General features: G+C 70.2%; 26 protein-coding genes. 18 read left to right on the top strand and 8 right to left on the bottom strand.

Annotated features, from left to right (window positions below):
* The first annotated feature begins 10 nt into the window (after nucleotides 1-10).
* The 4 genes from G3I71_RS17180 to G3I71_RS17165 are packed head-to-tail and all read left to right on the top strand — an operon-like array spanning nucleotide 11 to nucleotide 4,013.
* Complete coding sequence (locus G3I71_RS17180) at nucleotides 11-934, top strand: ABC transporter permease (protein WP_164315653.1); 924 nt, start codon at nucleotides 11-13, stop codon at nucleotides 932-934.
* Nucleotides 927-1,922, top strand: coding sequence for an ABC transporter permease (locus G3I71_RS17175; RefSeq protein ID WP_164315652.1), 996 nt, complete (start codon nucleotides 927-929; stop codon nucleotides 1,920-1,922). Before G3I71_RS17180 ends, G3I71_RS17175 begins: the two co-directional genes overlap by 8 nt.
* Before the next feature lie 8 nt (nucleotides 1,923-1,930).
* Nucleotides 1,931-2,929, top strand: a complete 999-nt coding sequence (locus tag G3I71_RS17170) for an ABC transporter ATP-binding protein (RefSeq protein WP_164315651.1) — start codon at nucleotides 1,931-1,933, stop codon at nucleotides 2,927-2,929.
* Entirely contained in the window at nucleotides 2,913-4,013 is a 1,101-nt protein-coding gene (locus tag G3I71_RS17165; RefSeq protein WP_164315650.1) for an ABC transporter ATP-binding protein, read from the top strand. The genes G3I71_RS17170 and G3I71_RS17165 overlap by 17 nt, the downstream gene beginning before the upstream one ends.
* Nucleotides 4,014-4,185: 172 nt before the next feature.
* Here G3I71_RS17165 and G3I71_RS17160 read toward each other — a convergent pair whose 3' ends face one another.
* Nucleotides 4,186-6,303, bottom strand: a complete 2,118-nt coding sequence (locus G3I71_RS17160) for a S9 family peptidase (RefSeq protein ID WP_164315649.1) — start codon at nucleotides 6,301-6,303, stop codon at nucleotides 4,186-4,188.
* A 174-nt stretch (nucleotides 6,304-6,477) separates the two neighbouring features.
* On the opposite strand from G3I71_RS17160, the gene G3I71_RS17155 reads away from it, so the two are divergent.
* Nucleotides 6,478-6,672 (top strand): hypothetical protein, encoded by a 195-nt coding sequence (locus G3I71_RS17155; RefSeq protein WP_006375723.1) that lies wholly within the window; start codon nucleotides 6,478-6,480, stop codon nucleotides 6,670-6,672.
* Nucleotides 6,673-7,106: 434 nt separating this feature from the next.
* On the opposite strand, the gene G3I71_RS17150 is transcribed toward G3I71_RS17155, so the two are convergent.
* From G3I71_RS17150 to G3I71_RS17140, 3 genes are all read right to left on the bottom strand, one after another.
* Complete coding sequence (locus tag G3I71_RS17150; protein WP_164315648.1) at nucleotides 7,107-7,670, bottom strand: hypothetical protein; 564 nt, start codon at nucleotides 7,668-7,670, stop codon at nucleotides 7,107-7,109.
* 200 nt (nucleotides 7,671-7,870) lie between these two features.
* Nucleotides 7,871-8,083, bottom strand: coding sequence for a DUF397 domain-containing protein (locus G3I71_RS17145; RefSeq protein ID WP_164315647.1), 213 nt, complete (start codon nucleotides 8,081-8,083; stop codon nucleotides 7,871-7,873).
* Nucleotides 8,080-8,955, bottom strand: coding sequence for a helix-turn-helix transcriptional regulator (locus tag G3I71_RS17140; protein ID WP_164315646.1), 876 nt, complete (start codon nucleotides 8,953-8,955; stop codon nucleotides 8,080-8,082). Before G3I71_RS17140 ends, G3I71_RS17145 begins: the two co-directional genes overlap by 4 nt.
* Before the next feature lie 158 nt (nucleotides 8,956-9,113).
* Here G3I71_RS17140 and G3I71_RS17135 point away from each other — a divergent pair, with 158 nt between their 5' ends.
* The 11 genes from G3I71_RS17135 to G3I71_RS17085 all read left to right on the top strand — a co-directional run bounded on the left by G3I71_RS17135 (nucleotide 9,114) and on the right by G3I71_RS17085 (nucleotide 19,114).
* Nucleotides 9,114-9,695, top strand: a complete 582-nt coding sequence (locus G3I71_RS17135) for an ATP-binding protein (RefSeq protein ID WP_164315645.1) — start codon at nucleotides 9,114-9,116, stop codon at nucleotides 9,693-9,695.
* 159 nt (nucleotides 9,696-9,854) lie between these two features.
* Nucleotides 9,855-10,898, top strand: a complete 1,044-nt coding sequence (locus G3I71_RS17130) for a helix-turn-helix domain-containing protein (RefSeq protein WP_203730595.1) — start codon at nucleotides 9,855-9,857, stop codon at nucleotides 10,896-10,898.
* Nucleotides 10,895-11,098 carry a toxin-antitoxin system HicB family antitoxin gene (locus tag G3I71_RS17125; protein ID WP_164315643.1) on the top strand — a complete coding sequence of 68 codons (204 nt, stop codon included), beginning with the start codon at nucleotides 10,895-10,897 and terminating at the stop codon, nucleotides 11,096-11,098. The genes G3I71_RS17130 and G3I71_RS17125 overlap by 4 nt, the downstream gene beginning before the upstream one ends.
* Nucleotides 11,095-11,400: a type II toxin-antitoxin system PemK/MazF family toxin gene (locus G3I71_RS17120; protein WP_164315642.1), complete on the top strand. Its 306-nt coding sequence runs from the start codon at nucleotides 11,095-11,097 to the stop codon at nucleotides 11,398-11,400. Before G3I71_RS17125 ends, G3I71_RS17120 begins: the two co-directional genes overlap by 4 nt.
* A 46-nt stretch (nucleotides 11,401-11,446) precedes the next feature.
* Nucleotides 11,447-12,346, top strand: a complete 900-nt coding sequence (gene mshB, locus G3I71_RS17115) for an N-acetyl-1-D-myo-inositol-2-amino-2-deoxy-alpha-D-glucopyranoside deacetylase (protein WP_164315641.1) — start codon at nucleotides 11,447-11,449, stop codon at nucleotides 12,344-12,346.
* Nucleotides 12,343-12,798, top strand: coding sequence for a DUF6113 family protein (locus G3I71_RS17110; RefSeq protein ID WP_164315640.1), 456 nt, complete (start codon nucleotides 12,343-12,345; stop codon nucleotides 12,796-12,798). The genes mshB and G3I71_RS17110 overlap by 4 nt, the downstream gene beginning before the upstream one ends.
* 156 nt (nucleotides 12,799-12,954) lie before the next feature.
* Nucleotides 12,955-15,399: a hypothetical protein gene (locus G3I71_RS17105; RefSeq protein ID WP_164315639.1), complete on the top strand. Its 2,445-nt coding sequence runs from the start codon at nucleotides 12,955-12,957 to the stop codon at nucleotides 15,397-15,399.
* A gap of 196 nt (nucleotides 15,400-15,595) precedes the next feature.
* Nucleotides 15,596-16,588 carry an ABC transporter ATP-binding protein gene (locus G3I71_RS17100; protein WP_203730594.1) on the top strand — a complete coding sequence of 331 codons (993 nt, stop codon included), beginning with the start codon at nucleotides 15,596-15,598 and terminating at the stop codon, nucleotides 16,586-16,588.
* Nucleotides 16,585-17,325, top strand: coding sequence for an ABC transporter permease (locus G3I71_RS17095; protein ID WP_164315637.1), 741 nt, complete (start codon nucleotides 16,585-16,587; stop codon nucleotides 17,323-17,325). The genes G3I71_RS17100 and G3I71_RS17095 overlap by 4 nt, the downstream gene beginning before the upstream one ends.
* Entirely contained in the window at nucleotides 17,322-18,500 is a 1,179-nt protein-coding gene (locus G3I71_RS17090) for a sensor histidine kinase (RefSeq protein ID WP_164315636.1), read from the top strand. Before G3I71_RS17095 ends, G3I71_RS17090 begins: the two co-directional genes overlap by 4 nt.
* The gene (locus G3I71_RS17085) at nucleotides 18,497-19,114 is read left to right on the top strand and encodes a DNA-binding response regulator (protein ID WP_164315635.1); all 618 of its coding nucleotides are present in this window, start codon (nucleotides 18,497-18,499) and stop codon (nucleotides 19,112-19,114) included. The genes G3I71_RS17090 and G3I71_RS17085 overlap by 4 nt, the downstream gene beginning before the upstream one ends.
* A gap of 78 nt (nucleotides 19,115-19,192) precedes the next feature.
* Here the strand turns inward: G3I71_RS17085 and G3I71_RS17080 are convergent, their stop codons facing one another.
* Nucleotides 19,193-20,056, bottom strand: a complete 864-nt coding sequence (locus tag G3I71_RS17080; protein WP_164315634.1) for a transglutaminase-like domain-containing protein — start codon at nucleotides 20,054-20,056, stop codon at nucleotides 19,193-19,195.
* Nucleotides 20,057-20,073: 17 nt separating this feature from the next.
* Nucleotides 20,074-21,069, bottom strand: a complete 996-nt coding sequence (locus G3I71_RS17075) for a GNAT family N-acetyltransferase (protein WP_164315633.1) — start codon at nucleotides 21,067-21,069, stop codon at nucleotides 20,074-20,076.
* 139 nt (nucleotides 21,070-21,208) lie between these two features.
* On the opposite strand from G3I71_RS17075, the gene fdxA reads away from it, so the two are divergent.
* Both fdxA and G3I71_RS17065 read left to right on the top strand, forming a co-directional pair.
* Nucleotides 21,209-21,535, top strand: a complete 327-nt coding sequence (gene fdxA, locus G3I71_RS17070; protein ID WP_006375731.1) for a ferredoxin — start codon at nucleotides 21,209-21,211, stop codon at nucleotides 21,533-21,535.
* Nucleotides 21,536-21,680: 145 nt separating this feature from the next.
* Entirely contained in the window at nucleotides 21,681-22,796 is a 1,116-nt protein-coding gene (locus tag G3I71_RS17065) for a bifunctional succinyldiaminopimelate transaminase/glutamate-prephenate aminotransferase (RefSeq protein WP_164315632.1), read from the top strand.
* Nucleotides 22,797-22,884: 88 nt separating this feature from the next.
* Here G3I71_RS17065 and G3I71_RS17060 read toward each other — a convergent pair whose 3' ends face one another.
* Together G3I71_RS17060 and G3I71_RS17055 are read right to left on the bottom strand one after the other, a co-directional pair.
* Nucleotides 22,885-23,205 (bottom strand): ATP-binding protein, encoded by a 321-nt coding sequence (locus G3I71_RS17060; RefSeq protein ID WP_164315631.1) that lies wholly within the window; start codon nucleotides 23,203-23,205, stop codon nucleotides 22,885-22,887.
* A gap of 317 nt (nucleotides 23,206-23,522) precedes the next feature.
* Nucleotides 23,523-24,509, bottom strand: coding sequence for a heavy metal transporter (locus G3I71_RS17055; RefSeq protein WP_164315630.1), 987 nt, complete (start codon nucleotides 24,507-24,509; stop codon nucleotides 23,523-23,525).
* Nucleotides 24,510-24,594 lie beyond the last annotated feature (85 nt).

The raw sequence follows: 24,594 nt of genomic DNA, 5'->3' as shown, positions 1-24,594 counted from the left end.
CGGAGCCCTCATGGGACGGTACGTAATCCGGCGTCTGCTGCAGATGATCCCGGTCTTCATCGGCGCCACACTGTTGATCTTCCTGATGGTCAACGTGATGGGCGACCCCATCGCGGGCCTCTGCGGCGACCGGCAGTGCGACCCGGCCACGGCCGCCCAGCTCCGCAAGGAGTTCGGCCTCGACAAGCCCGTGTGGCAGCAATACCTGACCTACATGGGCAACGTCTTCACCGGCGACTTCGGCACCGCCTTCAACGGCCAGAAGGTCACCGAGCTGATGTCGACGGCGTTCCCCGTCACCATCCGGCTCACCGTCGTGGCGGTCGTCCTGGAGGTCGTCATCGGCATCACCCTGGGCGTGATCACGGGCCTGCGCCGCGGCAGGCCCGTCGACACCGGCGTGCTCCTGGTCACCCTGGTCGTCATCTCGGTACCGACCTTCGTCACCGGTCTGCTGCTCCAGCTGCTGCTGGGCGTCGAGTGGGGCTGGATCAAGCCCTCGGTGTCGACGGACGCCCCCTTCGACGAACTGATCGTGCCGGGCCTGGTCCTGGCCTCGGTCTCACTCGCGTACGTGACCCGTCTGACCCGCACGTCCATCGCCGAGAACAAACGCTCCGACTACGTCCGTACAGCGGTCGCCAAGGGCCTGCCCAGGCGTCGGGTGATCACCCGCCACCTGCTCCGCAACTCGCTCATCCCCGTGGTCACCTTCATCGGCACGGACGTCGGCGCGCTGATGGGCGGCGCGATCGTCACCGAGCGGATCTTCAACATCCACGGCGTCGGCTACCAGCTCTACCAGGGCATCCTCCGCCAGAACACCCAGACGGTCGTCGGCTTCGTGACCGTCCTCGTCCTCGTCTTCCTGGTCGCCAACCTGCTCGTCGACCTCCTGTACGCCGTACTCGACCCGAGGATCCGCTATGCCTGAGCCCCAGTCCACGGGCGCCACGGGCGCACCCGAGGGCGCCATCGCCGCGACCGGCATGGGCGGCGCCATGGACCTCGCCACGAGCGAGGCCGAGACCCTGGAGAAGGGCCCGGGCGCCGGACGGGTCGGGGACCCGAACGACAAACCCCGCTCCCTCTGGTCCGACGCCTGGCTGGACCTGCGCCGCAACCCCGTCTTCATCATCTCCGCGCTCGTCATCCTCTTCCTGGTCGTCATCTCCGTCTGGCCCTCGGTGATCGCCTCAGGCAACCCGCTGAAGTGCGACCTCGCCAACGCCCAGAAGAGTTCCGGGCCCGGCCATCCCTTCGGATACGACGGCCAGGGCTGCGACGTCTACACGCGCACGGTCTACGGCGCCCGTACGTCCGTCACGGTCGGCGTCTGCGCCACGCTCGGGGTCGCGGTCCTCGGGTCCGTCCTCGGCGGCCTCGCCGGGTTCTTCGGCGGGGTCTGGGACTCGGTGCTGTCCCGCATCACCGACGTCTTCTTCGCGATCCCGGTCGTCCTCGGCGGTCTGGTCCTGCTCTCCGTGGTGACCAGCTCGACGGTCTGGCCGGTCATCGGGTTCATGGTGCTGCTGGGCTGGCCGCAGCTCTCCCGTATCGCCCGCGGCTCGGTCATCACCGCCAAACAGAACGACTACGTCCAGGCCGCCCGGGCTCTCGGCGCGTCCAACTCCCGCATGCTGCTGCGCCACATCGCGCCCAACGCCGTGGCGCCCGTGATCGTCGTGGCGACCATCGCGCTCGGCACGTACATCGCCCTGGAGGCCACCCTGTCGTACCTGGGTGTCGGTCTGAAGCCGCCCACCGTCTCCTGGGGCATCGACATCAGCGCGGCCTCCCCGTACATCCGCAACGCCCCGCACGCCCTCCTGTGGCCCTCCGGAGCGCTCGCGGTCACCGTGCTCGCGTTCATCATGCTCGGCGACGCGGTGCGCGACGCCCTCGACCCGAAGCTGAGGTGACCGGCGCCATGCTCCTCGAAGTACGCGACCTCCACGTGGAGTTCAGAACCCGGGACGGGGTCGCCAAGGCCGTCAACGGCGTCACCTACGCCGTGGACGAGGGCGAGACCCTCGCCGTGCTCGGCGAGTCCGGCTCCGGCAAGTCGGTGACGGCCCAGGCGGTCATGGGCATCCTCGACACCCCGCCGGGGAAGATCACCGGCGGCGAGATCCTCTTCCAGGGCAAGGACCTGCTCACCTTCAAGGAGGAGGAGCGCCGCAAGGTCCGGGGCGCTCAGATGGCGATGATCTTCCAGGACGCCCTGTCCTCCCTCAACCCGGTCCTCTCCGTCGGCGACCAGCTCGGCGAGATGTTCACGGTCCACCGCGGACTGTCCCGGAAGGACGCCAGGACCAAGGCGATCGAGCTGATGGACCGCGTCCGCATCCCGGCCGCCGCCCAGCGCGTACGGGACTATCCCCACCAGTTCTCCGGAGGCATGCGCCAGCGCATCATGATCGCCATGGCGCTGGCCCTGGAACCGGCCCTGATCATCGCCGACGAACCGACGACAGCCCTCGACGTCACCGTCCAGGCCCAGGTCATGGACCTGCTCGCCGAGTTGCAGCGCGAGCTGAACATGGGCCTGATCCTCATCACCCACGACCTCGGAGTCGTCGCCGACGTCGCCGACAGGATCGCCGTCATGTACGCGGGCCGGATCGTCGAGTCGGCGCCGGTCCACGACATCTACAAGGCGCCCGCCCACCCGTACACCAAGGGCCTGCTGGAGTCGATCCCGCGCCTCGACCAGAAGGGCCGCGAGCTGTACGCCATCAAGGGCCTCCCGCCGAACCTGATGAACATCCCGCCGGGCTGCGCCTTCAACCCGCGCTGCCCGATGGCCCAGGACATCTGCCGCACGGACGTACCCCCGCTGGCGGAGGTGGACTCGGCAGACGGGGCCGGGGTCCGCAGAAGCGCCTGCTTCTTCTGGAAGGAGACGCTCGATGCCCACAACCACTGAGGCCGTCGCGGCCACTGAGCCGATTCTCGAGCCGATTCTCGAAGTGACCGGGCTGGTCAAGCACTACCCGCTCACCCAGGGCATCCTCCTCAAGAAGCAGGTGGGCGCCGTCCGGGCGGTCGACGGAGTCGACTTCTCGCTCGGCGCCGGCGAAACCCTGGGCATCGTCGGGGAGTCCGGCTGCGGCAAGTCGACGGTCGCCAGGATGCTGGTCAACCTGGAGAAACCGACGGCAGGGACGATTCTGTACAAGGGCGAGGACATCACCAGGATGTCGGGCAAGGCGCTGAAGGCCGTACGCCGCAACATCCAGATGGTCTTCCAGGACCCCTACACCTCCCTCAACCCCCGTATGACGGTCGGCGACATCATCGGGGAGCCCTACGAGATCCACCCCGAAGTCGCGCCCAAGGGCGACCGGCGCCGCAAGGTGCAGGAACTGCTGGACGTGGTCGGCCTCAACCCCGAGTACATCAACCGCTATCCCCACCAGTTCTCCGGCGGCCAGCGCCAACGTATCGGTATCGCACGGGGGTTGGCGCTGCGCCCCGAGATCATCGTGGCCGACGAACCGGTGTCGGCGCTCGACGTCTCGGTGCAGGCACAGGTGATCAACCTCCTGGACCGGCTCCAGAGCGAGTTCGCCCTCTCGTACGTCTTCATCGCCCACGACCTGTCGATCGTGCGGCACATCTCGGACCGGGTCGGGGTGATGTACCTCGGCCGGATCGTGGAGACGGGCCGCGACGCCGAGATCTACGACCACCCGACGCACCCCTACACCCAGGCACTCCTCTCCGCCGTGCCCGTCCCCGACCCGGAGGCCCGCGAACACCGGGAGCGCATCATCCTCACCGGTGACGTGCCCTCCCCGGCCAACCCGCCCTCCGGCTGCCGCTTCCGCACCCGCTGCTGGAAGGCGCGGGAACGGTGCGCCATGGAAGTACCGCTGCTGGCGGTCCCAGCGGAGTTCCGGCTGACGACCGGCCCGGCGGCGCATGCCTCGGCCTGCCATTTCGCGGAGGAGAAACGGGTCGTACCCATGGCGGACCCGCCGGACGATCTTGCCGACGGGGTGAAATAAGTGCATAAATATGCACGAACCGCGTTTACACGCAGGCAACTTGGCCGACCCGATCTCGATATATGGACGGTCCACTCTGAGGAACGTACGGCCGTGCGGGTGCCGTAAACGGGCTGGGGCTCGCCATGTAGCCCCAGCCCGTTGCCGTACCCGCACGAGACCTGCGCGAGACCTACGCCGGCCCCAACGCCCGCTTCAGGAAGTCCACCTGAAGCAGCAGCAGGTTCTCCGCCACCTGTTCCTGCGGGGTCATGTGCGTGACGCCCGACAGCGGAAGCACCTCGTGCGGGCGGCCGGCGGCCAGCAGGGCCGAGGACAGCCGCAGGGCGTGCGCGAAGACCACGTTGTCGTCGGCGGTGCCGTGCACGACCATCAGCGGCCGGTGCGGCTCGGCGGGGGACGAGAGACCCTCCTCGGTGATCAGTGAGCTGTTCGCGTACGCCTCCGGGGCCGCGGCCGGGTCACCGAGATACCGCTCCGTGTAGTGCGTGTCGTACAGCCGCCAGTCCGTCACCGGGGCGCCCGCGATACCCGCGTGGAAGACGTCCGGGCGTCGCAGCACCGCCAGCCCCGCGAGCCAGCCGCCGTACGACCACCCCCGGATCGCCACCCGGGAGAGGTCGAGCGGGTAGCGCTCGGCGAGGTCGAGCAGGGCGTCGACCTGGTCGTCCAGCGACACCGTGAAGTCCCCGTGGACGGCTTTCTCCCAGGCGGGCGACCGCCCCGGCGTGCCCCGCCCGTCGGCCACGACCACAGCGAACCCCTGGTCGGCGAACCACTGCGAGGTGAGGTGCGCGTTGTGCGCGGCGACCACGCGCGGGCCGTGCGGACCACCGTAGGGGTCCATGAGGACGGGGAGGGGGGTGACGCCGTCGTAGTCGGTCGGCATAAGCAGGGCGCATGGAATTCGGCGTGCGCCCCCCTCGGTGAAGGTCACGCGCGGGGACAAACCGGGGTCTTCGGCATACGAGGTGACGGTCGCCGCCCTCTTCCCGTCGCGCAGCACCTGCACCTGGGCCCCCGGCCGGTCCGGCACCGCCGACACGAGCACGGTCACGCCCCCGGCGCGAAGTGCCGAGTGCACGCCGGGCTCTTGCGAGACGCGCTCCAACCCGAGCTCATTCACTCGATAGACGTGCACTTCACCGATCTCGGAACCGACCGCAGCCTCACCTGCCGACGCCGACACGAGCACGTCGTCGGCCGACACGTCCAGCACCGCCCGGACGTGCAACTGGGCTCCTGTCAGGGGCCGTTCACCGACCACCAACACCCTGGCGCCACCCTCGTCGGCGATGCGCACGAGCTGTCCGGAGGGGCTCCAGCAGGGCACGCCGGGGAAAAGATCCAGCCAATGTGGATCTTCCTCCGCGTGCACCATCCGGGTCGCCCCGTTGTCCGGGTCCACGGCCAGGAAAAGCTGCCCGCGCTGATCCCGCGACTGCACCAGAATCAGCGGCGCACCCGCCCCTGACCAGTGCACACGCGCCAGATACGGGTACCGCGCCCGATCCCAGACGACCTCGGTCCGCACCCCTTCGAGGGTGAGTACGTAGAGCCGCACCTCCGCGTTCGGGGTGCCCGCCGCCGGATACGCGACCCGCTGCGGCTCCCGTTCCGGATGGGCCGGATCTGCGATCCACCAGCGGTTCACGGGCGCGTCGTCGGCCCGCGCGACCAGCAGCCGGTCGGACTCCGGGGACCACCAGAAGCCGCGCGAACGGTCCATCTCCTCGGCCGCGATGAACTCGGCCAGCCCGTACGTCACCGTCTCCGACTCGGGCTCCGCGATCGCGTGGGCCCGCTCGCCGACCAGGTCCGTGAGGCACAGGGCGCCGTCCGAGACGTACGCGACGAGGCGCCCGTCGGGGGAGGGGCGCGGGTCGATCACCTGCCCCCGGGCGGGGATCTCGCGCACAGTCCCGGCCTGCAGTTCGGCCACGAAAAGCCGCCCGGACAAGGCGAAGGCGGCCAGTTCGACAGCCGAGTCGGTGGCGTATCCGACGATCCCGGCGCTGCCCTCCCGGCTGCGCTCCCGACGCGCCCGCTCCTCGGCGGACAGGCTCTCGCCGACCCCGCCAAGAAGCACGAACGGATCGGCGGCGACGCGCTCCCCACCGTCCGGGAGATCGAGCACCCACAACTTGTTGGCCCGGTCGGTACCGGCGGAGGACCGCAGGTAGGCGACCCGCGAACCGTCGGGCGCCACGGCGAACGCGCGAGGCGCGCCGAGCGTGAATCGCTGGGTGCGGGCGTGCCGACGGGGGAAGGAGACAGGCTCGGTCGTCATGCCCCGACCATATTGGCCATGCGCCCCCTTGTGCGGCCGTGCGCCGACCGATGCGCGCGGGCGAATAGTTATGATCACTGGCGGCGAGTGGGTATGAACCTGCTGGCCACTGTATGGATTTACTGCCCCCATAGTCCGACCCCCGGTCCCTGGGCCCTTTGGAGGTGAGCCGCCGTGGCGCTCTCGATTTCGGCGGTAGTGCTGCTGGCGATCATCGTCTTCTTGCTGATCAAGAAGTCGGGTCTCAAGGGAGGGCATGCGGTGGTGTGCATGCTGCTGGGGTTCTACATGGCCTCATCGACCTTCGCCCCGACGATCAGCGACCTGACGACAAGCATCGCGGGCATGATCGGCGACCTCAAGTTCTGACCCGGATCTGCTGGGCAGCGCCTGGGTGGGCTGCCGGTGGGTTCGGGTGGGCGCTGGTGGGCTCCGGTGGGTGTGTGACCGGAGCTTGGCCCTCGGGTCGCGTGTACGGCGTACTTGCGGAGGCGTTCGCCACCCGAACCGGTAAGTGCGTCGTGGGCACCTGGTCGAGCGCCTCAGGGCGCTGATCCGGTCCGGCGTGCTCGACGAAGGCATTCGAAGCGCTGGAGCTGTGACAGCAACTGGGCAATGTCTTCGGCCGGGTCATGGGTGGGACGCGGACTGTGGTCGCGTTCGTCCCGCCGACGCTCCCGGCCGAGATGCAGGTGCTGAGGGCGTTGGCCGCGAAGTAGCGACTTATGTTGGCGGTCCGACCCTCCTCCGGGGTGAAAGCCTCCACGCGAGCCTGGGACGCGTACACCGAGTCCCGTAACTGGCTACCCGCGCCGTGCCGCCGCCCGGCTCTTGCCCTTCCCCTTTTTGCGCATCTTGCGCACACGTTCGCGCTCGAGCGCCCGACGCTTCTCGACTCGCGTGTTGCTGACACGGTGGACGAGCCACCCGACAACGGCCGTGGTGCCCGCGTACGCAATGAGTGCGCTGCCTGTACCGGGGATGTAGGCGCATGCCCGGTACGACGGGCAGTTCCTGCCAGGCAGAGAGCCCAGTACGTAACTCAGGGATGCCAGTGCCCCGCCCCAGCAGACAGCCGTCGCGGCGGAGCGAGCCACGCGTGGAATCCGCGCCTCTGCGTACGGGCCGGCCATGAGCAGGCGGTGCCCGGAGAACACCCCGAAGACCGAGATCAGACCGCAGAGAATCCCAAAGGTCCAGGGCCCACCAGGCAGGTCCAGCACCGTAGGTGCCGTATTCCGCACGAATGCCTTCCATGCGCCCAGGACGAACACAAGAACAGCACCGGCACCCACCAGAGTGATCACGAACCCGGCGATCCCGAGTCCTTCACGCAGCCGGAACTCTTCGCTCCGCTTCTCTGTCATCGACTCAGCCCCAATGCAGCGTCCCTGCCACCGTGTCGAACAGTGCCACCATCTGGTCCGCCAGAGGATCTATCGGTGTGGAGAAGTTCACCAGGACCGGAAGCCGTGTACACCCGTCTCCCGATGCAGAGGCCGAGACGTCGCCGAACCGCAGGGAAGCGGGCTTGGCGTGGGCTCGACGCGTCCACGCGACCAGCCGCTCAGCGCTCGGTCGGGTACGAAACGAAGGCTGACCAGGCGGCGGGCGCGAATGCCAGGCGAGGGCCGCGCTCTGTGTTCTTGGAGTCGCGCACGTGGATGGTGCCGGGAGCGGTGGCGATCTCGACGCAGGAGTCGCCCTCTGTGCCGTCGCTGTAGCTGCTCTTGAACCACGCAAGTTCGGAGGGGTCTCCGGCGAGGTGCTTGCGGATCATGTCTCTCCCAGTAGTTGCTCGATGAAGGCGAGTGACTCCCCGGAGGTGAGGGCCTCGGCCCTGATGGTGCTGTAGCGAAGCTCCAGGATGCGCAGTTCCTTCGGCTCTGTTGTCGGACGGCCGCTGAACGCCCCGTCGGAGCGCCCCACAGCCGCGCCGTCCGCGAACTTCAGCAACTCGATCTTGCCATCCACCCCAGGGTGGGCGCCGCTCTCCGTTGGCATCACCTGGAACGTTACGTTGCGCAGGTGCGCCACCTCCAGCAAGTGTTCGAGCTGTCGGCGTCGCACCATTGTGCCGCCGATACGTCGACGCAGTGCCGCCTCTTCCTGGACGAAGCTCAGCGCGGTCACGGGTGACTTGCCGAAGACCGATTTCCGGGCCATACGGGCGGCCACGAGGCGCTCCACTTCCTCTTCTGAATACGGCGGTTGCCGCGCCTCGAACAAGGCCCGCGCATGCTCAGGCGTCTGCAACAGGCCGTGGAGGCTGAGTCCGACGTACACGCCGATCTCCACCGCCCGGGCCTCCAGCTTCGCGATGGCCCGTACTTTCTTCGGGTACTGGACCTTCTCCAGGTCCTCGTTCATGGCGGAGATCAACCCGTCCGCCCTCAGCAGTTCGTCGGCCTCCACCAGGTACTCGGGCCGGGGGATCCGTTTCCCGCCCTCGATCTTGTAGACCATGTCCTCGCCGTACCCCAGCGCCCTGCCGAAGTCGGCCGCCCGCATCCCCGCCGCCTCCCGGCGCAGCTTCAGCTGGCGTCCGACGGTGGCCACGACCGCCACACCCCACTCGTCGTCCGGGTCGACCTCCCAACCCGGCTCGTCCGCCTCGCTCTTGAGCTGCCCCGCGTCACTGTCCACGCTCATGCCGCGCCCCTCCGTCGTACCGCGCTGTACGTTACCCCCGCCCTACCCGCAGGGCCCGTTCCGACAGCCCGGACATGACCGGACAAGCTCCGGACAGTCACCGTACGCAACAGTGGAGTCACCGCTCACGGTAGGTGTGTGCGGCCACTGTGAGTGACGTGAACCAACAAACCGCCACCCCCGAGGCCCAACCCGACCACGCCTTCCGCAACTTCAGCGTGCGCCTGTCCCCCACACCCCGTGGCGCCCGCCTGGCCCGGCTGCTCACCGCCGAACAACTGCGCTCCTGGGACCTCCCCTTGGACCCGGCCTGCCAGATCGTCGCCGAACTGGCAGCGAACGCGGTCACCCACGGACGCATCCCGGGCCGCGACTTCCGGCTCACTGTGTACGTCATCGGCACCACCCTGCGCATCGAGGTGACCGACACCGCCGGCGACCGCCCACCCTGTCCTCAACCCCCGTCCGACGACGCGGAGTCCGGACGGGGCCTCGCTCTCGTCGATGCACTCGCCGATCGGTGGGGGTGGGGTTCGGGGCTGCGGCCTCGCAAAACGGTGTGGGCGGAAATCGATGTCGCACCGGAACCCTGTACCCCGTGTTCCGGTGCGACCAGCGGTCCTTTCAAAGGAACTTGGGGAGAAAGAACTCAACCAACCAAACCCCACCCCTCCCGTCCGCAGGAGACAGCGACCACAGCCACTTCCGCTGCCGCCGCGCAAACTCACTCGCCCGAGTGAACATCAGCAACTCAGCTGGATTTGTGCCCGGTTGCCTGCCTTACGCTCAGCGCAGCACCACCAGCAACTTCACGGACAACCGCAGACATGAGACGGCCCTCGCCGGGATTGCACTCCCGATGCGAGGGCCTGACCACCAAGGAAGTAGACCTCTTCCCGATGGATACGAAAAACCTTAGCGTGCCCTCGCACGCCCAAGCCCGTACCCGGGGCAAGAACCACCCCCGTCGGCGCCCCAGTTCCGGCGTCTCCGGGGTGATCCACGACAACGCCCGCCACACCACCCGCTTCACGGTGATCGGCAACCACCTCGCCCAGCACCCCGCGCTGTCACTGCTCGCGATCGGCCTGGGCACCCACATCCAGTCGCTGCAAGCTGGTTCCCCCGTCGACATCAAGACCCTCGCCAAGAGATTCCCCGAGGGCCCCGACCGCATCGCCGCCGCCCTGCGCGAACTCGAAGCCCACGGCTACCTGCGCCGAACCCGCGAACGCACCACCGGCGGCAACATCGTCACCCGCACCGTCTCCTGCAACCAGCCGGGGCGTAAGGCCGAGGGCCACGCCGATCGCCGTACCAGGCCGGAGCCAGACTCGGAGTTGGAGTCCAAGCCCCGACCGGAGTCGCATCCGGGGCCCGCTCCCCACCACGCGCCCGCCCCCGAGCACAGGGCCCCCGAGCCCACCCGCCCCGCACACCCCACCACTGCTGCCCCCGGCCCGCCGAAGAAGCGCACCCCACGCAAGCCCCTCCCCGCCGTACCGCAGCCCGCATACAAGGGACCAGGTCTCCTCCAGGCCGCCACCGACCTCCTCGCCGGGCTCCGCCGCCTCGACCCCGACCTGCTCCTGTCCGCCTGCGACACCGCCCACCTCGCACCCGGAGTCGCCGCCTGGCTGGAACGCGACGCCAGCCCCACCGCCGTACGACACGCACTGACCAGCGACCTCCCACCCGAAGGCATGCGCCGCCCAGCCGCATTCCTCGCTCACCGCCTCAGCGCCCAGTTGCCGCCTCCGGCACCCGTCGGAGGCTTTCCCTCGCAACCGGAGACCGTCCGTGTCCGGCACCCGCTCCACAACTGCGACGGCTGCGACCGGGCGTTTCGGGGACCCGAACCCGGTCGCTGCCGCGACTGCCGATCCGATCTCACCGGAAGCACCTTCGCGATGCATGTTGTAACGACTAAAGTGGTGGCATGAGTGTATTCACAGTTCGCATACCAGATGATCTCGACGTCGAAGTGCGCAAGGCGGCGGCTGACGCGGGACTTTCGCTGAACGCCTACATGGTCCGCACCCTGCGCGAGCAGACACTCCGGGAGGCGCTGGCCGCTGTGGACAGTGAAGGTGCGCTGCTGGTCGACACCGGTGACGACGATCCGGCGGAGGACATCCGTTGAAGCGAGGCTCTGTTTGGGAGGTTCCGGTCGGCGAGGCCACTCGTACGGTCGTAGTGCTCTCCATCGACGAGGTGAATACGAAGTTCCAGGCAGCCGTGTGTCTGCTCCTGCATCCAGCAGGCGCCTACCCGGACACACTGGTCTCTGTGCCGATCACCGATCCGGTGCAAGCGGTCGTAGTTCCCGTGAACATCACCCAGTACGCCGCCCGGCGCTTCGATAACGCCAAGCGACTGGGCGCGGTGACGCCCGAGACGATGGAGCGCATCGAGCGTGCCGTTCGCAGCGTCCTCGGCCTGTAGGGCCCTGGGCCCTATGGGAGGCATCGTCGCCTCGTAGGCTGACCTCATGACGGAACTGCCCGACCGGCGTCTTCTTCTGGTGCACGCGCATCCGGACGACGAGTCGATCAACAACGGCGCGACCATGGCCAGGTACGCGGCCGAGGGGGCCCGGGTGACCCTGGTCACCTGCACCCTCGGTGAGCGTGGTGAGGTCATTCCGCCCGAGCTCGCGCATCTCACCGGTGCCGCCCTCGGCGCGCACCGGCTGAGTGAGCTGGACGCGGCCATGCGCGCCCTCGGCGTCGCCGACCACCGGCTGCTCGGCGGAGCCGGCAGGTACGGGGACTCCGGGATGATGGGGCTCGCCGACAACGACGACCCCGGCTGTTTCTGGCAGGCGGATGTCGACGAGGCGGCCGGGTACCTCGTCGAGGTGATCCTCGAAGTACGCCCGCAGGTCGTCGTGACGTACGACCCGGACGGCGGCTACGGCCATCCCGACCACATCCAGGCCCACCGCGTCGCCATGCGCGCCGTGGAACTGGCCGCCGAGGCCGGCTGGAGCGTCCCCAAGGTGTACTGGAACCGGGTGTCGCGTCCTGTCGCCGAGGAAGGCTTCGCCCGGCTTCAGGAGGCGCTGCCCGGGCTGCCCTTCGCCGAGGCCGGTGCGATCGGCGACGTACCGGGTGTCGTGGACGAGGAGCGCATCACCACGGTCGTCGACGGGACCGCGTACGCCGCCGCCAAGGCCGCCGCGATGCGCGCCCACGCCACGCAGATCGAGGTGGCCGAACCCTGGTTCGCCCTCTCCAACCAGCAGGCCCAGCCGCTCTTCACCGACGAGTACTACGAGTTGGTGCGTGGTGAGCGTATTGAGCGTGGCGAGGGTGTTGAGCGTATTTCTGTGCGTGAGACCGATCTGTTCGACGGGATCGCAGTGACTGCGGAGGGTGGTGCGCGATGAGTGCGAAGGGGAAGGTTCCCGCGAGCGAAGCGCGTGGGAAGGCCGTGGCCGGGGGCAGTCTGCTGGCGCAGCCGCTCGTCGGACCCTCTCCGGGGCGGGCGGTGGGCTACCTGGGGCTCTTCGTCCTCGGGGCCGTCGTAGGGGCCGCGGGTACGCTCCTCCAGGGCGCGTGGTTCCCGGGCGGGTTGCTGCTCGCGCTGGGCGGAGCCGCCGGGCTGTTCCTCGGCGGGGCGCGTGCCGTCGGCACTCGCGCCGGGGCGGTCGCGCCCGCGGCCGGCTGGATGGTCGCCGTCATCCTGCTCACCGCCAGCCGCCCGGAGGGGGACTTCCTGTTCGCCGCGGGAGTCGGCTCGTACCTCTTCCTCCTCGGCGGGATGGCGGTCGCTGTGATGTCTGCCACGCTCGCCCTGACGCGGCAACCGGACGGTCCCGCTGTCCGACTTGGCAAGTGACGTACTACTTCGCCGCCGCAACCGCGTGGGGGTCCGGTGACGGTTTCTCCGGCGGTCGTGGGATACCCGCCAGACGTGGCCAGTATGGTGGTGCGCGCCGCCGAGCTGCCCGCGTGAGGTCGCGTCGGGCGGCGGAGCCAACCGGGAGAACCTGCCTTGAGTCGTGAAACTGACAGTCCGTCCTCCGGGCCCAACGGGCGCGGAGGTGCCGCCTACCCCTCGGGAACACCGCCGTACGGCACGCCCATGGCGTCCGACGGCGGTCCGGACGCGGGCCGTTCGGCCGCGGAGCCGGACGGGCCCAAGACCGAGACCACGCTGACGACCCGGATCCGGATCAACATCCCCGGATCCCGGCCGATTCCGCCGGTCGTCCTCCGGACGCCCGTCGCGGACACCGAGTCCGCCGAGACCACCGGGACGCATGCGCGGCCCGGGACGGGAGGCGACGGCAGAACGCCGGGCGCACCCATGTCCAACGGCGCCGCCGAGCCGTCCGCCGAATCCCCGGGCCAGCCCGGGGAGAAGACCAGCGACTGGTTCGCGCCGCGCAAGTCCGGTGCGCCCAATGGCGGTCCGGGCGGCGGCGCGAGCAACGGGGCCGGTCTGCCCGGTGTTTCGGGCCCCGCGCCCGCAGGTGCCCGTCCGGGCGGCCCCAACGGCACAGGACCGGCGGGTGCTTCACCTCCCCGCGTTCCAGGCGGCGTTGGTTCCTCGGGCTCTCGCCCCGGTCTGGGTGTCATGGGCGCCGCGGGCAACGCGGGCGGCCCGCGCGCCGCCGGTGGCGGCAGCGGCGGCGGTACGAAGGGTGCCGGCCTCGGCGGTGCCACCGGCGCCGGTCCCGTGGCGCCGGGGCACGGCGGCGGCACCGGTTCCTTCGACGTGTCCGCGCTGGCGGCCGGGGCGGCTCCGTCGTCGCCGGGCACGTCTGCCTACCCGTCGCCCGGCAGCTCCCGTAGCCAGGGTGGTCCTGGCGCTGCGGCCGGGGCTCCCGACGGTCGTGGCGAGCCGCGCCGCGACGACCTGCCCTACTTCTCGGACAACGGGCAGGGCGGCCAGAACGGCCTGAACGGTCAAATCGGCCAGGGCGGTCCGAACGGCCAAGGCGGTCAGAGCAACGGGTTCAGCCCCCAGAACGACTTCACGGCGCCCAACGACTTCGGTGACTTCGCCGACTTCGGCGGTCCGAACGGCCAGAACGGTCAGAACAGTCAGAACGGCCAGAACGGCCAGAACGGCTTCGGTGGGCCCGGCGGCCCGGGCGGACGACGTCCCGCGGGCCCGACCGGCGGTCCCGTCACCGGCGACGGCCCGGTCGTCCCGCCCTTCGTCGGCGACGGCACCATGGCCCCCGGTGTCTCCGGCACGGGTGGGTTCGCCGCCGGGCTCAGCGACGACACCGCGATCCTGACCCCGCAGAAGCACGTCCCCGACCCGGGCGCCGACGGCTACGGCGGCTACGGCGGCTCCGTGGACAACGTCTCCAGCTCCACCCTCACCAGCGGCATGCCCGTCGTCCCGACCGACCGTAACTCCCCGTTCGCGCCGGGCACACACTCCGTCGGACCGCTTCCGCACACCCCGCCCAAGCTGCCCGAGCCGGTGTCGCCGAGCACGCCCGCCGCTGCCGCGCCCAAGGGCAAGAAGGCGAAGAAGAAGGGCCGCAGCAAGCTGACGCTGCTGTTCGTCGCCGTCTTCCTCGTCGCCGGTGGCGCGTACGGCGCCGGGCTGCTGATGAACCACTCCGACGTGCCCAAGGGCACCACCGTGTTCGGCGTCGACATCGGCGGCGGCACCCGTGACGACGCCGTCAAGAAGCTCGACGACGCCTTCGACGCCCGGATGACGCAGTCACTGAAGCTGTCGGTCGACGGAAAGACGGTCGAGCTCAAGCCGGATCAGGCGGGGCTCCAGTTCGACACCCAGGCCACGGTCCGGGCGGCGGCCGGCAGCGACTACAACCCGGTGTCGGTGATCGGCTCGCTCTTCGGGCAGCAGCGAGTCGTCGAACCCGTCATGCCGGTCGACGAGGAGAAGCTCGCCGCCGCGCTCCAGCGGGTGGCCGGCGGGGCCAGCTCGGCGAGCGACGGCACGATCAAATTCGTGTCCGGCAAGGCCGTCGCCGTCTACGGCAAGGCAGGCAAGGGCATCGACGCCGCCGCAGCCGCGGAGTCGGTCGAGAACGCCTACCGCAGCCAGGTGGAGAGCGGCACGAGCACGCCGGTCCAGGTCCCCACCAAGACGCAGGAGCCGACGATCTCGAACGCCGAGGTCGACCGGATGATGAAGAAGTTCGCCATCCCGGCGATGTCCGCCAACGTCACCGTCCGCGCGGACACCGCCACGGCGGGGCTGGAGCTCAGCCCGAAGAACTCCCTGTGGAAGTTCCTCCAGGTGAAGGCGGTCAACGGCACACTTGTCGAGGCGTACGACAAGGAAGCGCTCAAGGAGTTGTACGGCGGCTTCTTCAGCCAGGTCCTGATCCCCCGCGGCAACGGAAACAAGACTCCCGTCACCGTCGAGGACGTCATCGGCGCGTTGCGCCCGGCCCTGGTCAGCACGACCGACCGGGTCGGCGTCATCGACACCAACCCCTCGTAGCCGCTCGGCCGCACGGCAACGCAGGTCAGGAGGGGCGCCCGGAACACCGGGTGCCCCTCCTGACGTATGCGCGGGTCACCACCCGCGTACGCCCTGCCGCCCAGACCCGCCCAGGCCCGTCCATGACATCTGTCATCCGCGAGTCAGGATCACCGGCACTGCCGGGCGGGCCGGGCCCACGGCCACGATGGACCCCATGGAAACCACCCCCGTGGTCGCGTTCGACCAGGTCACCAAGAGCTACGGCGAGGTCCGGGCCGTCGACGGGCTCTCACTCACCCTCCGGCCCGGCGAGACCGTGGCCCTCCTGGGCCCCAACGGCGCCGGCAAGTCGACCACCCTGGATCTGCTCCTCGGTCTCAAGCAGCCCGACAGCGGCACGGTCGGCGTTCTCGGCAGGAGCCCCCGGGACGCCATCGTCGGCGGGCACGTCGGCGCCATGCTCCAGAGCGGCGGCCTGATGGACGAGGTCACCGTCCGCGAACTCGTGTCGCTGGTCTGCGCCCTGCACCCGCGCCCCTTCCCGGTCGGCGAGGTCCTCTCCCGGGCCGGGATCACCCAGTTCGCCGACCGCAAGGTCAACAAGCTGTCCGGCGGCCAGGAGCAGCGCGTCCGGTTCGCGCTCGCCACGGCCGGGGACAGCGCCCTGATCGTCCTGGACGAGCCCACGACCGGCATGGACGTCACCGCCCGCCAGGCCTTCTGGGCGACCATGCGCGAGCAGGCGGACCAGGGCCGTACGGTCCTGTTCGCCACCCACTACCTGGAGGAGGCGGACGCGATAGCGGACCGCGTCCTCGTCCTGCACCGGGGCCGCCTGCTGGCCGACGGCACGGCCGCCGAGATCAAGGCGAAGGCGGGCGCGCGCCGGATCTCCTTCGACCTGGAGACCGGGGAGACCGGGGAGACCGGGGAGACCGGGGAGACCGGGGAGACAGCGAAGACAGGGAAGACAGGGAAGACAGGGGAGACCCCGGCGGAGGAGGCGGTACTCCGTTCCCTGCCCTTCCTCACCTCCCTCGACATATCCGGTCAGACGGTCCGCATCCAGTCCTCCGACGCCGACGCGACCGTCCACGCGCTGTACGGACTCGGCCTCTACCCGCGCAACCTCGAAGTGGCCGGCCTGGGCCTTGAACAGGCGTTCGTCACCCTCACCGCCGCAGCCGAGGAGGCGCGCACCTCATGAACGACCTCATCCGACTCGAAATCACCCGGGCCCTGCGCAACCGCAAGTTCCTGTTCTTCTCGGTGATCTACCCCTCCGCGCTGTTCCTGCTGATCGCGGGCAGCGCGGACAGCACCACGAAGGTGACGGGAACCGACCTCAACCTCCCGACCTTCTTCATGGTCTCCATGGCCTCCTTCGGCGCCCTGACGGCCGTCCTGATGGGCAACAGCGAGCGCATCGCCAAGGAGCGCGAGAGCGGCTGGGTACGGCAGTTGCGGCTGACCCCGCTGCCTGGCCGGGGCTACGTGCTGGCGAAGACCGCGAGCGCGGCCGTGATCAGCCTCCCGTCGATCGTGATCGTCTTCGTCGTCGCGGCGGCCGTGAAGGACGTACGCCTGGACGCCTGGAAGTGGCTGGCGCTCACCGGGGCGATCTGGGTGGGCAGCCTGGTCTTCGCGGCCCTGGGGGTCGCCATCGGCTATCTGGCGAGCGGGGACGCGGTCCGCCCGATCACGATGATCGTGTATTTCGGCCTGTCCATGCTCGGCGGCCTGTGGATGCCGACGACGACCTTCCCCGACTGGCTCCAGGACATCGCGAAGTGGCTGCCCACGCACGCGTACGCTGCCCTGGGACGGTCCATCGAGCTGGGCGACGCCCCGCAGGCGAAGGACGTGGCGATCCTGGCCGTCTCGTTCGTGCTGTTCGCGGGCGGCGCGGCCTGGCTGTACCGGAAGGACACGCTGAAGGCGTGAGCAGCGTCGGCATCGGGCAGCGCCCGACCACCCCGAAACGGCGGGTGATGAAGTCCCTGTGGATCGGCGTCTGGCTGGTCTACCTGGGCGCCCCGGTCAGCGACCTCCTCCACGGCGGCCACAGCACGGGCGTACGGATCCTCGGCTGGCTGGGTCTGGCGGTCTTCGTCGTCTGGTACGCGGCCCTGGTCTTCCGCACGGGCCGCGGCGAGACGACCCGCTTGGTGGTGGCCTCCCTGGCGCTCCTCGCGGCCCAGTCGACCCTCCTGGCCCTCAGCCTGGGCCGCGAGTGGCTCGTCCTGTTCGTGTACGTGTCCACCTCCTCCGGCGCCGCCCTGCCGATCCGCATGTCCCGCTGGGCGATCCCCGCCACGGCGGCCCTGATGACGGCAGTCGCGCTGACCGTCCCCGGCGGCCACTCCTACCTGGCCTCGCTCCTCGTCCCGGCCCTGCTCGGAGGCGCGGCCATGGCGGGCGTACGACAACTCGTGCGCACGACCATCGAGTTGCGCGAGGCCCGGGCCACGGTCGCCCAACTGGCGGCGAACGAGGAACGGTTGCGCCTGGCGCGGGACCTGCACGACCTGCTGGGTCACTCCCTCTCGCTGATCACCCTGAAGAGCGAGCTGGCGGGCCGGATGCTTCCCGACCACCCCGAGAAGGCGGCCCAGCAGGTCGCCGACATCGAGAACGTGAGCCGCCAGGCCCTGGTCGACGTACGTGAGGCGGTCAGCGGCTACCGGCGCCCCCGGCTGGCCGGAGAACTGGCGGGCGCGCAGGTCGCGTTGACGGCGGCGGGCATCACGGCCGCCCTGCCCCCGGATCTGGACCCGGTCCCGGCCGACGCCGACGAGGAGGCTGAGTCCGCCCTCGCCTGGGCGCTGCGGGAGGCGGTGACGAACGTCGTACGGCACAGCGGGGCCCGGCGCTGCACGGTGGAGGTGCTGAGCCGCCAGACCCTGGGCGGCCCGGTGCTCGAACTGTCGGTCGAGGACGACGGCTCGGGCGACGGCTCCACCGGCACCCCCGGCAACGGTCTCACCGGCCTCGCGGAACGCCTGGAGAAGGCGGGCGGCTCCCTGGAGACGTCCCGTACGAAACGCGGCTTCCGCCTGGTGGCAAGGGTGCCGACGGGCACCGCCTCCGCTCCCGCGGACGTAGGATCCGGTTCATGAGCCGCATGATCAAGGTCCTGTTGGCGGAGGACCAGTCGATGGTCCGCGAGGCGCTGGCCGCGTTGCTCGGCCTGGAGCCCGACATCGAGGTCGTGGTCCAAGTGGCTCGCGGCGACGAGGTGTTGCCGGCCGTCCGGGCCCACGCCGACCTGGACGTGGCCCTCCTGGACATCGAGATGCCGGGCGCCACGGGCATCGAGGCGGCGGCCCAGCTCCACAAGGAGTTCCCGTCCCTGAAACTGGTCGTCCTCACCACCTTCGGCCGCCCCGGCTACCTCCGCACCGCCATGGAGGCCGGCGCCGACGCCTTCCTCGTCAAGGACGCCCCGGCCGCCCAACTCGCCGCAGCGGTACGCAAGGTACTGGCCGGGGAACGAGTCATCGACCCGACACTGGCGGCAGCCGCGCTGGCGGACGGCGCCAACCCTCTGACGGACCGCGAACGCGAGGTCCTGCGCGCGGCGGCGGACGGCGCGACCAACGCGGAGCTGGCGACCACCCTGCACCTCTCCCAGGGCACGGTCCGCAACTACCTCTCCACAGCCATCCAGAAACTGACGGCCCGGAACCGAACGGAAGCGGTGCGGATAGCGAGAGAGAAGGGCTGGTTGTAGGGAGGCCTGGGGGCAACTCCCTAGGGGCGCGGGGAACTGCGCGACAAGCCACAACGCACCCGCACCCGAAACACAACCTCAGTTGAGGCGGGCCCGAGCCGCTCGGGCCTGCCCCCGCATCCGCTCGGCCGACGGCCCGTCAAACGTGGAAACAACCTCCGCATACCCCTCGAGCTCAGCCGCCCCCGCCAGAAACTCCCCTCTCCGCACCAGCAGTTGAGCCCGCTCGTACCGCAACCGAGCCGGATGCGAGGGCAACAGCAGCGCCAACTCCACCGCCCACAAGGACACTTCCGACCGCTCCGGCCGCGCCGCCCCCCACGCCCGGACGTTGTTCAGCACCCGCAACACCACATCCAGCGGATCCGCGGGCGCCAGCATCGACGGATCCAGCGCCTCTCCCGTGGCCCCGGCCACCAGCAACTCCGCGTCGCCCCCGCTCAGCACCCGCCCCCCGTCGAAGGGATCGGCAAGTACCTGCTCGTCGACCGGCCCGAACCCCACGACGAAGTGTCCGGGCAACGCGACCCCGTACACCGGCGCCCCCGCCCGGCGTGCGACCTCCATCCACACCACGGACAGCAGAATCGGCAACCCCCGCCGCCGCACCAGCACTTCGTGCAGCAGCGAGGACTCCAGTCGCTGATAGTCGGCGGGGCTGCCACCGAACCCGTGGCGTTCTCCGAGGAGTTCGCGCATGGCCGTCGCCCAGGCGTGCGGCCCGCCCGGCCGGAACGGCAACTGCCCGGCCAGCCGGTCGAGTTCCATCTGCACGCCGTCGATCCCGGCCTCGTCGAGCGCCCGGTCCGCGACCGCGCCCATCAGCAGACACAGCGTCGTCAGATCGGGCCGCTCGGACCGGGCCTCGTCGGCGAACAGCCGCCGCAACTCGGCGGACCGTCCGGGCTCCGGGGGATACGGCGGGGGATGAGGGAAACGCATAACAGGCCCGTGCCCTCTCACACCGATCGATAGTGGTGGTAGGAGTGATGCGCTGCGAACCCCATCCTGGCGTACAAAGCCCGCGCCCCCGAGTTGTCGGCCTCCACCTGGAGCCAGGCGGCCGACGCACCCTCCTCCAGCGCCCGCCCGGCCAACGCGGCCATGACAGTGGTCGCCAGCCCGCGCCGCCGCTGGGCGGGATCCACCTCGACGGCGCCGAACCCGGCCCAGCGCCCGTCCACGACACACCGCCCGATGGCGGCGGGGGGCTCGCCCGCGCCCCCCGGCACGGTCGCGAACCACACCGACGGACCGCTCCCCAGGACCGCCAGCGCCACGTCACTCACACCCTTGCGCTGATACCGCGCGAGCCACGCCTCATCGGCCTCCCGCGACAGCACCACACCGACGGTGTCCTGGTCGGCGACGGGCGCCAGCCCTCCGACCCACAGCTCGGCCGTCACCTCACGCGTCCACCCGCGCTCCTCCAGCTGCGCGCACAGCAGCTCCTGCGTGCCCTCGGCGCCGGTGGCGGTCTGGACGTAGGCGGGCAGACCGCGCTCGCCGTACCAGCGCCGTACGACGGTCAGCGCCTCGTCGAGCGGGAGGCCGGGGTCGCCGACCGGCAGCACCGAGTTGGCCCGCCGGGTGAACCCGGCGGCGGCCCGCAGCTCCCAGTCGCCCAGCCGCTCGCTCTCCACCGGCTGCCAGGACCGCGCGGAGACCCGCGCCAGCTCCTCGTACGAGGCGGCGGGACCGCGACGGCGGGCGGGGGCCGCGGGGACGACCTTGCCCGCCACCAGGGACGCTTCCGCGACCCGGACACGCTCGCCGTTCCGCCGTGTGATCAGAAGCACACCGGCGTCTTCGTCCCATGATGTGAGAACGCCGACCGTGTCGGTGAACCTCTCGCCACCGGGAGGTTCTTCGTTCAGCCGTCGAACAGAGACACGTTTGCCCACGTCAGCAGCGGTGATGCGGACCTCGAGACGGCCGGCCGCGGAGATTTCCACAGGTCAGTTCACCCCTCCTGTATGGATCATGCCGTGGAACGGAGATACTAGGTGCGGGCATCGACGACGCCGCGCTCCCGCGCGCCAGGTGGCGGAGCCTGAACGGCTCGCCAGCGCCCTATCGAGGAGGAACGACAGCGTGACCTACGTCATCGCGCAGCCTTGTGTCGACGTCAAGGACAAGGCGTGCATCGAAGAGTGCCCGGTCGACTGCATCTACGAGGGCTCCCGGTCCTTGTACATCCACCCGGACGAATGCGTCGACTGCGGAGCCTGTGAGCCGGTCTGCCCGGTCGAGGCGATCTTCTACGAGGACGACACTCCGGAGGAGTGGAAGGACTACTACAAGGCGAACGTCGAGTACTTCGACGAGCTCGGCTCGCCCGGTGGCGCCAGCAAGCTGGGACTGATCGAACGCGATCACCCCTTCATCGCCGCGCTTCCTCCGCAGAACCAGACCGGCTGAGAGCGGCCCGCAGAGCCTGCGCCGCCCCGGTCCCGTACGGCCTGATCACCCTGATCGTGATCGCCGTACGGGACCGAGGCGTTCGCCGTACGCGTGTACGTGACGCAGGTACGTGTACTTCGTACGTGAAAGTGAGCCAGAGCCCGTGTCCGCAGTCTCCGACCGCCTCCCCACCTTCCCCTGGGACAAGCTGGAGCCGTACAAGAAGACGGCCGCCACGCACCCGGACGGCATCGTCGACCTGTCGGTCGGCACGCCGGTCGACCCGGTCCCCGAGCTGATCCAGAAAGCGCTGGTCGCCGCGGCCGACTCGCCGGGGTATCCGACGGTCTGGGGCACACCGGAACTGCGTGACGCGCTCACCGCCTGGGTCGAACGGCGACTCGGCGCCCGGGACATCACCCACCGGCACGTCCTGCCGATCGTCGGCTCCAAGGAACTGGTCGCCTGGCTCCCCACGCAGCTGGGCCTCGGCCCCGGCGACCGGGTCGCCTACCCGCGCCTCGCCTACCCGACGTACGAGGTCGGCGCCCGCCTGGCCCGCGCCGAGTACGAGGTCTACGACGCTGAGACATTTGCGTCTGGCGCCGCGGGGACCGAGCTGGACCCGACGAACCTGAAGCTGCTCTGGCTCAACTCGCCCTCGAACCCCACGGGCCGGGTGCTGAGCAAGGAGGAGCTGACGCGGACGGTCGCCTGGGCCCGTGAGCACGGTGTGCTGATCTTCTCCGACGAGTGCTACATCGAGCTGGGCTGGGAGGCCGACCCGGTCTCCGTACTCCACCCGGACGTGTGCGGCGGCTCGTACGAGGGGATCGTGTCCGTCCACTCCCTCTCCAAGCGCTCCAACCTCGCCGGCTACCGCGCCGCCTTCCTCGCCGGTGACCCGGAGGTCCTCGGCCCGCTCCTGCAGATCCGCAAGCACGGCGGCATGATGACGTCGGCGCCCACCCAGGCGGCGGTCGTGGCCGCGCTCGGCGACGACACGCACGTGCGCGAGCAGCGCGAACGGTACCTGGCCCGTCGTACGGCCCTGCGCGAGGCCCTGGTGCGGCACGGCTTCCGTATCGAGCACAGCGAGGCCAGCCTCTATCTGTGGGCCACCCGGGACGAGTCCTGCTGGGACACCGTCGCCCACCTCGCCGGCCTGGGCATCCTGGTGGCGCCGGGCGACTTCTACGGCACGGCGGGCGAGACGTTCGTCCGCGTGGCCCTGACGGCGACGGACGAGCGGGTGGCGGCGGCGGTCGCCCGCCTGTAGCCGCCCCGCACACCGACAGCCGTACGACGGAGGGGCCCGGGGAAGATCCCCGGGCCCCTCCGCCATCACCTGGTCACCGCTGCTCGGGTCAGCCCAGCGGCAGGCCGTCCAGGGGCAGCTGACCGGCGCCCGGCAGGCCCTTCGTGGGGAGCGCGTCCGTCGGCAGGCCGCCCTTCGTGGCTGTCTTGGTGGTGCTGCCGAGGAGGTCGGCGCCGGGCGCCGGAACGGACTTCGTGACCGCGTCCGTGGCGCTCGCCGTGTCCAGGGCGGTCAGGGCGCCGAGGTTCGGGGTGGCGGGCAGCCCGGCGGGCGCCGCGCTGGCGGCGCCGGCCGCACCGACCCCGGCTGCCGCTCCCGCTGCGACGAGCAGCGCTGCACGGGCGATCCGGCGGGTCAGGGGGAGGGACATGATGCTCCTGAGTGTCGGTTGACTGTGATCGTCCGGACTCGGACGCAGTGACTACCGCTCGAAGGGCCCTGAAGTTGCGGCGCCCCAATGTAAAGAATTGGCAATGCGTCGCATTATCGGCTGCGGATAAAAACGGGCAAAAGCCACCCGGTCCGAAAGTCGGGTGAATCCTTGTGACGGGTTGCAGCCCTTTGTTCGCAAGGGTTTTGACGGACAGTGCACGGATGGGGGAGTGACTCGGCGAAAACCCGCCCGGACTTCGGCCGGGACCCGTCAGGAGTAACCCTCCCGAGTGACGTCCCGTACTCCTGCCCGTACTACTGGGCGGTGACGATCCGGACCGCGTCCGTGCCCTTCGCCGTCCCCTTGGGCGTCGCGACCGGGCGCCACTCGCTGTCGGTGTTGCCGGCCGTCCAGCGGAGTCCCGCGTACGAGACGTTCTCGATGTGCAGCGCGGAGGCGTTGGCCACCGCCCAGTGCGCCAGCTGCCAGCCGCGCTGACGAGCCGTCGTCCCGGCGGCCGTGTCGGTGTCCGCGGACACGGGAAGCGTCACGGTCCGAAGGGCGGTGGACGTCGCCGTGGGGGAGGGCGAGGGGGTGGGGGTGGGGGTGGCTGGGGCCTTGAGGGTCACTGTGGCGCCGGCCGCGGTGAGCACCTCGCGGCCGAAGTCCCGTACGAGCGCTGCCCGTACGGCGTCCGGGCCGCCGGTCGGGGTGGCGGCCTGGCGGCCCTCGCAGGTCAGGGTGGCCGCCGCGTGCCCGGTCAGGGCCGCCGCCAGCAGCGTGGCGTCCTGCTCGTGCTTGGCGTACGCCTCCGGATAGCCGCTGCGCTGCACGCGCTGCGCGGCCACGGTGAGGGGGAGGCGCGAATAGCCGGAGACCTTGACGAGATGGTCGTAGAACTCGCCCGCCGCATAGGCCGGGTCCTGGATCTCCTTCGCCGTGCCCCAGCCCTGCGAGGGCCGTTGCTGGAACAGGCCCAGCGAGTCCCGGTCGCCATGGGTGATGTTGCGCAGCCCCGACTCCTGGAGGGCGGTCGCCAGCGCGATGGCCACGGCCCGTTCGGGCAGCCCGCGCGCGGTACCGACCGCGGTGATCGTCGCCGCGTTGACCGCCTGCTCGGGGGTGAACTCGTACGAGGCTCCGTCGCCGCCCGCCGAGGCGACCTCGCAGGCCGGATCCCCGGTGCCGCCGGTGACGTACTGCACCGCGAGATAACCCGCGACGGCGAGCAGGACCAGGAAGGACGCCCCGCGACGGAGGAGGCGGCCACGACGCGTCTGGGTGGGGGACGACTCCGGCATCCGTACAAGGTACTGGAGAGTAGGGAGTGCGGCCTGCGTGTCGGGTGAGGAAGCAGGTCGGAAGAGGGTGAAGGGACGGTGTGCG

Source organism: Streptomyces sp. SID12501, assembly GCF_010550245.1.
Classification (GTDB): Bacteria; Actinomycetota; Actinomycetes; order Streptomycetales; family Streptomycetaceae; genus Streptomyces.
This window is presented reverse-complemented; position numbering and strand designations above follow the sequence as displayed.

What these genes read in the sequence shown, in the direction of transcription:
- G3I71_RS17180 (WP_164315653.1), top strand. Translation starts at nt 11, where the DNA reads ATGGGACGGTACGTAATCCGGCGTCTGCTGCAGATGATCCCGGTCTTC.
- G3I71_RS17175 (WP_164315652.1), top strand. Translation starts at nt 927, where the DNA reads ATGCCTGAGCCCCAGTCCACGGGCGCCACGGGCGCACCCGAGGGCGCC.
- G3I71_RS17170 (WP_164315651.1), top strand. Translation starts at nt 1,931, where the DNA reads ATGCTCCTCGAAGTACGCGACCTCCACGTGGAGTTCAGAACCCGGGAC.
- G3I71_RS17165 (WP_164315650.1), top strand. Translation starts at nt 2,913, where the DNA reads ATGCCCACAACCACTGAGGCCGTCGCGGCCACTGAGCCGATTCTCGAG.
- G3I71_RS17160 (WP_164315649.1), bottom strand. Translation starts at nt 6,303, where the DNA reads ATGACGACCGAGCCTGTCTCCTTCCCCCGTCGGCACGCCCGCACCCAG.
- G3I71_RS17150 (WP_164315648.1), bottom strand. Translation starts at nt 7,670, where the DNA reads ATGACAGAGAAGCGGAGCGAAGAGTTCCGGCTGCGTGAAGGACTCGGG.
- G3I71_RS17145 (WP_164315647.1), bottom strand. Translation starts at nt 8,083, where the DNA reads ATGATCCGCAAGCACCTCGCCGGAGACCCCTCCGAACTTGCGTGGTTC.
- G3I71_RS17140 (WP_164315646.1), bottom strand. Translation starts at nt 8,955, where the DNA reads ATGAGCGTGGACAGTGACGCGGGGCAGCTCAAGAGCGAGGCGGACGAG.
- G3I71_RS17130 (WP_203730595.1), top strand. Translation starts at nt 9,855, where the DNA reads ATGGATACGAAAAACCTTAGCGTGCCCTCGCACGCCCAAGCCCGTACC.
- G3I71_RS17125 (WP_164315643.1), top strand. Translation starts at nt 10,895, where the DNA reads ATGAGTGTATTCACAGTTCGCATACCAGATGATCTCGACGTCGAAGTG.
- mshB (WP_164315641.1), top strand. Translation starts at nt 11,447, where the DNA reads ATGACGGAACTGCCCGACCGGCGTCTTCTTCTGGTGCACGCGCATCCG.
- G3I71_RS17110 (WP_164315640.1), top strand. Translation starts at nt 12,343, where the DNA reads ATGAGTGCGAAGGGGAAGGTTCCCGCGAGCGAAGCGCGTGGGAAGGCC.
- G3I71_RS17100 (WP_203730594.1), top strand. Translation starts at nt 15,596, where the DNA reads ATGGAAACCACCCCCGTGGTCGCGTTCGACCAGGTCACCAAGAGCTAC.
- G3I71_RS17095 (WP_164315637.1), top strand. Translation starts at nt 16,585, where the DNA reads ATGAACGACCTCATCCGACTCGAAATCACCCGGGCCCTGCGCAACCGC.
- G3I71_RS17085 (WP_164315635.1), top strand. Translation starts at nt 18,497, where the DNA reads ATGAGCCGCATGATCAAGGTCCTGTTGGCGGAGGACCAGTCGATGGTC.
- G3I71_RS17080 (WP_164315634.1), bottom strand. Translation starts at nt 20,056, where the DNA reads ATGCGTTTCCCTCATCCCCCGCCGTATCCCCCGGAGCCCGGACGGTCC.
- G3I71_RS17060 (WP_164315631.1), bottom strand. Translation starts at nt 23,205, where the DNA reads ATGTCCCTCCCCCTGACCCGCCGGATCGCCCGTGCAGCGCTGCTCGTC.
- G3I71_RS17055 (WP_164315630.1), bottom strand. Translation starts at nt 24,509, where the DNA reads ATGCCGGAGTCGTCCCCCACCCAGACGCGTCGTGGCCGCCTCCTCCGT.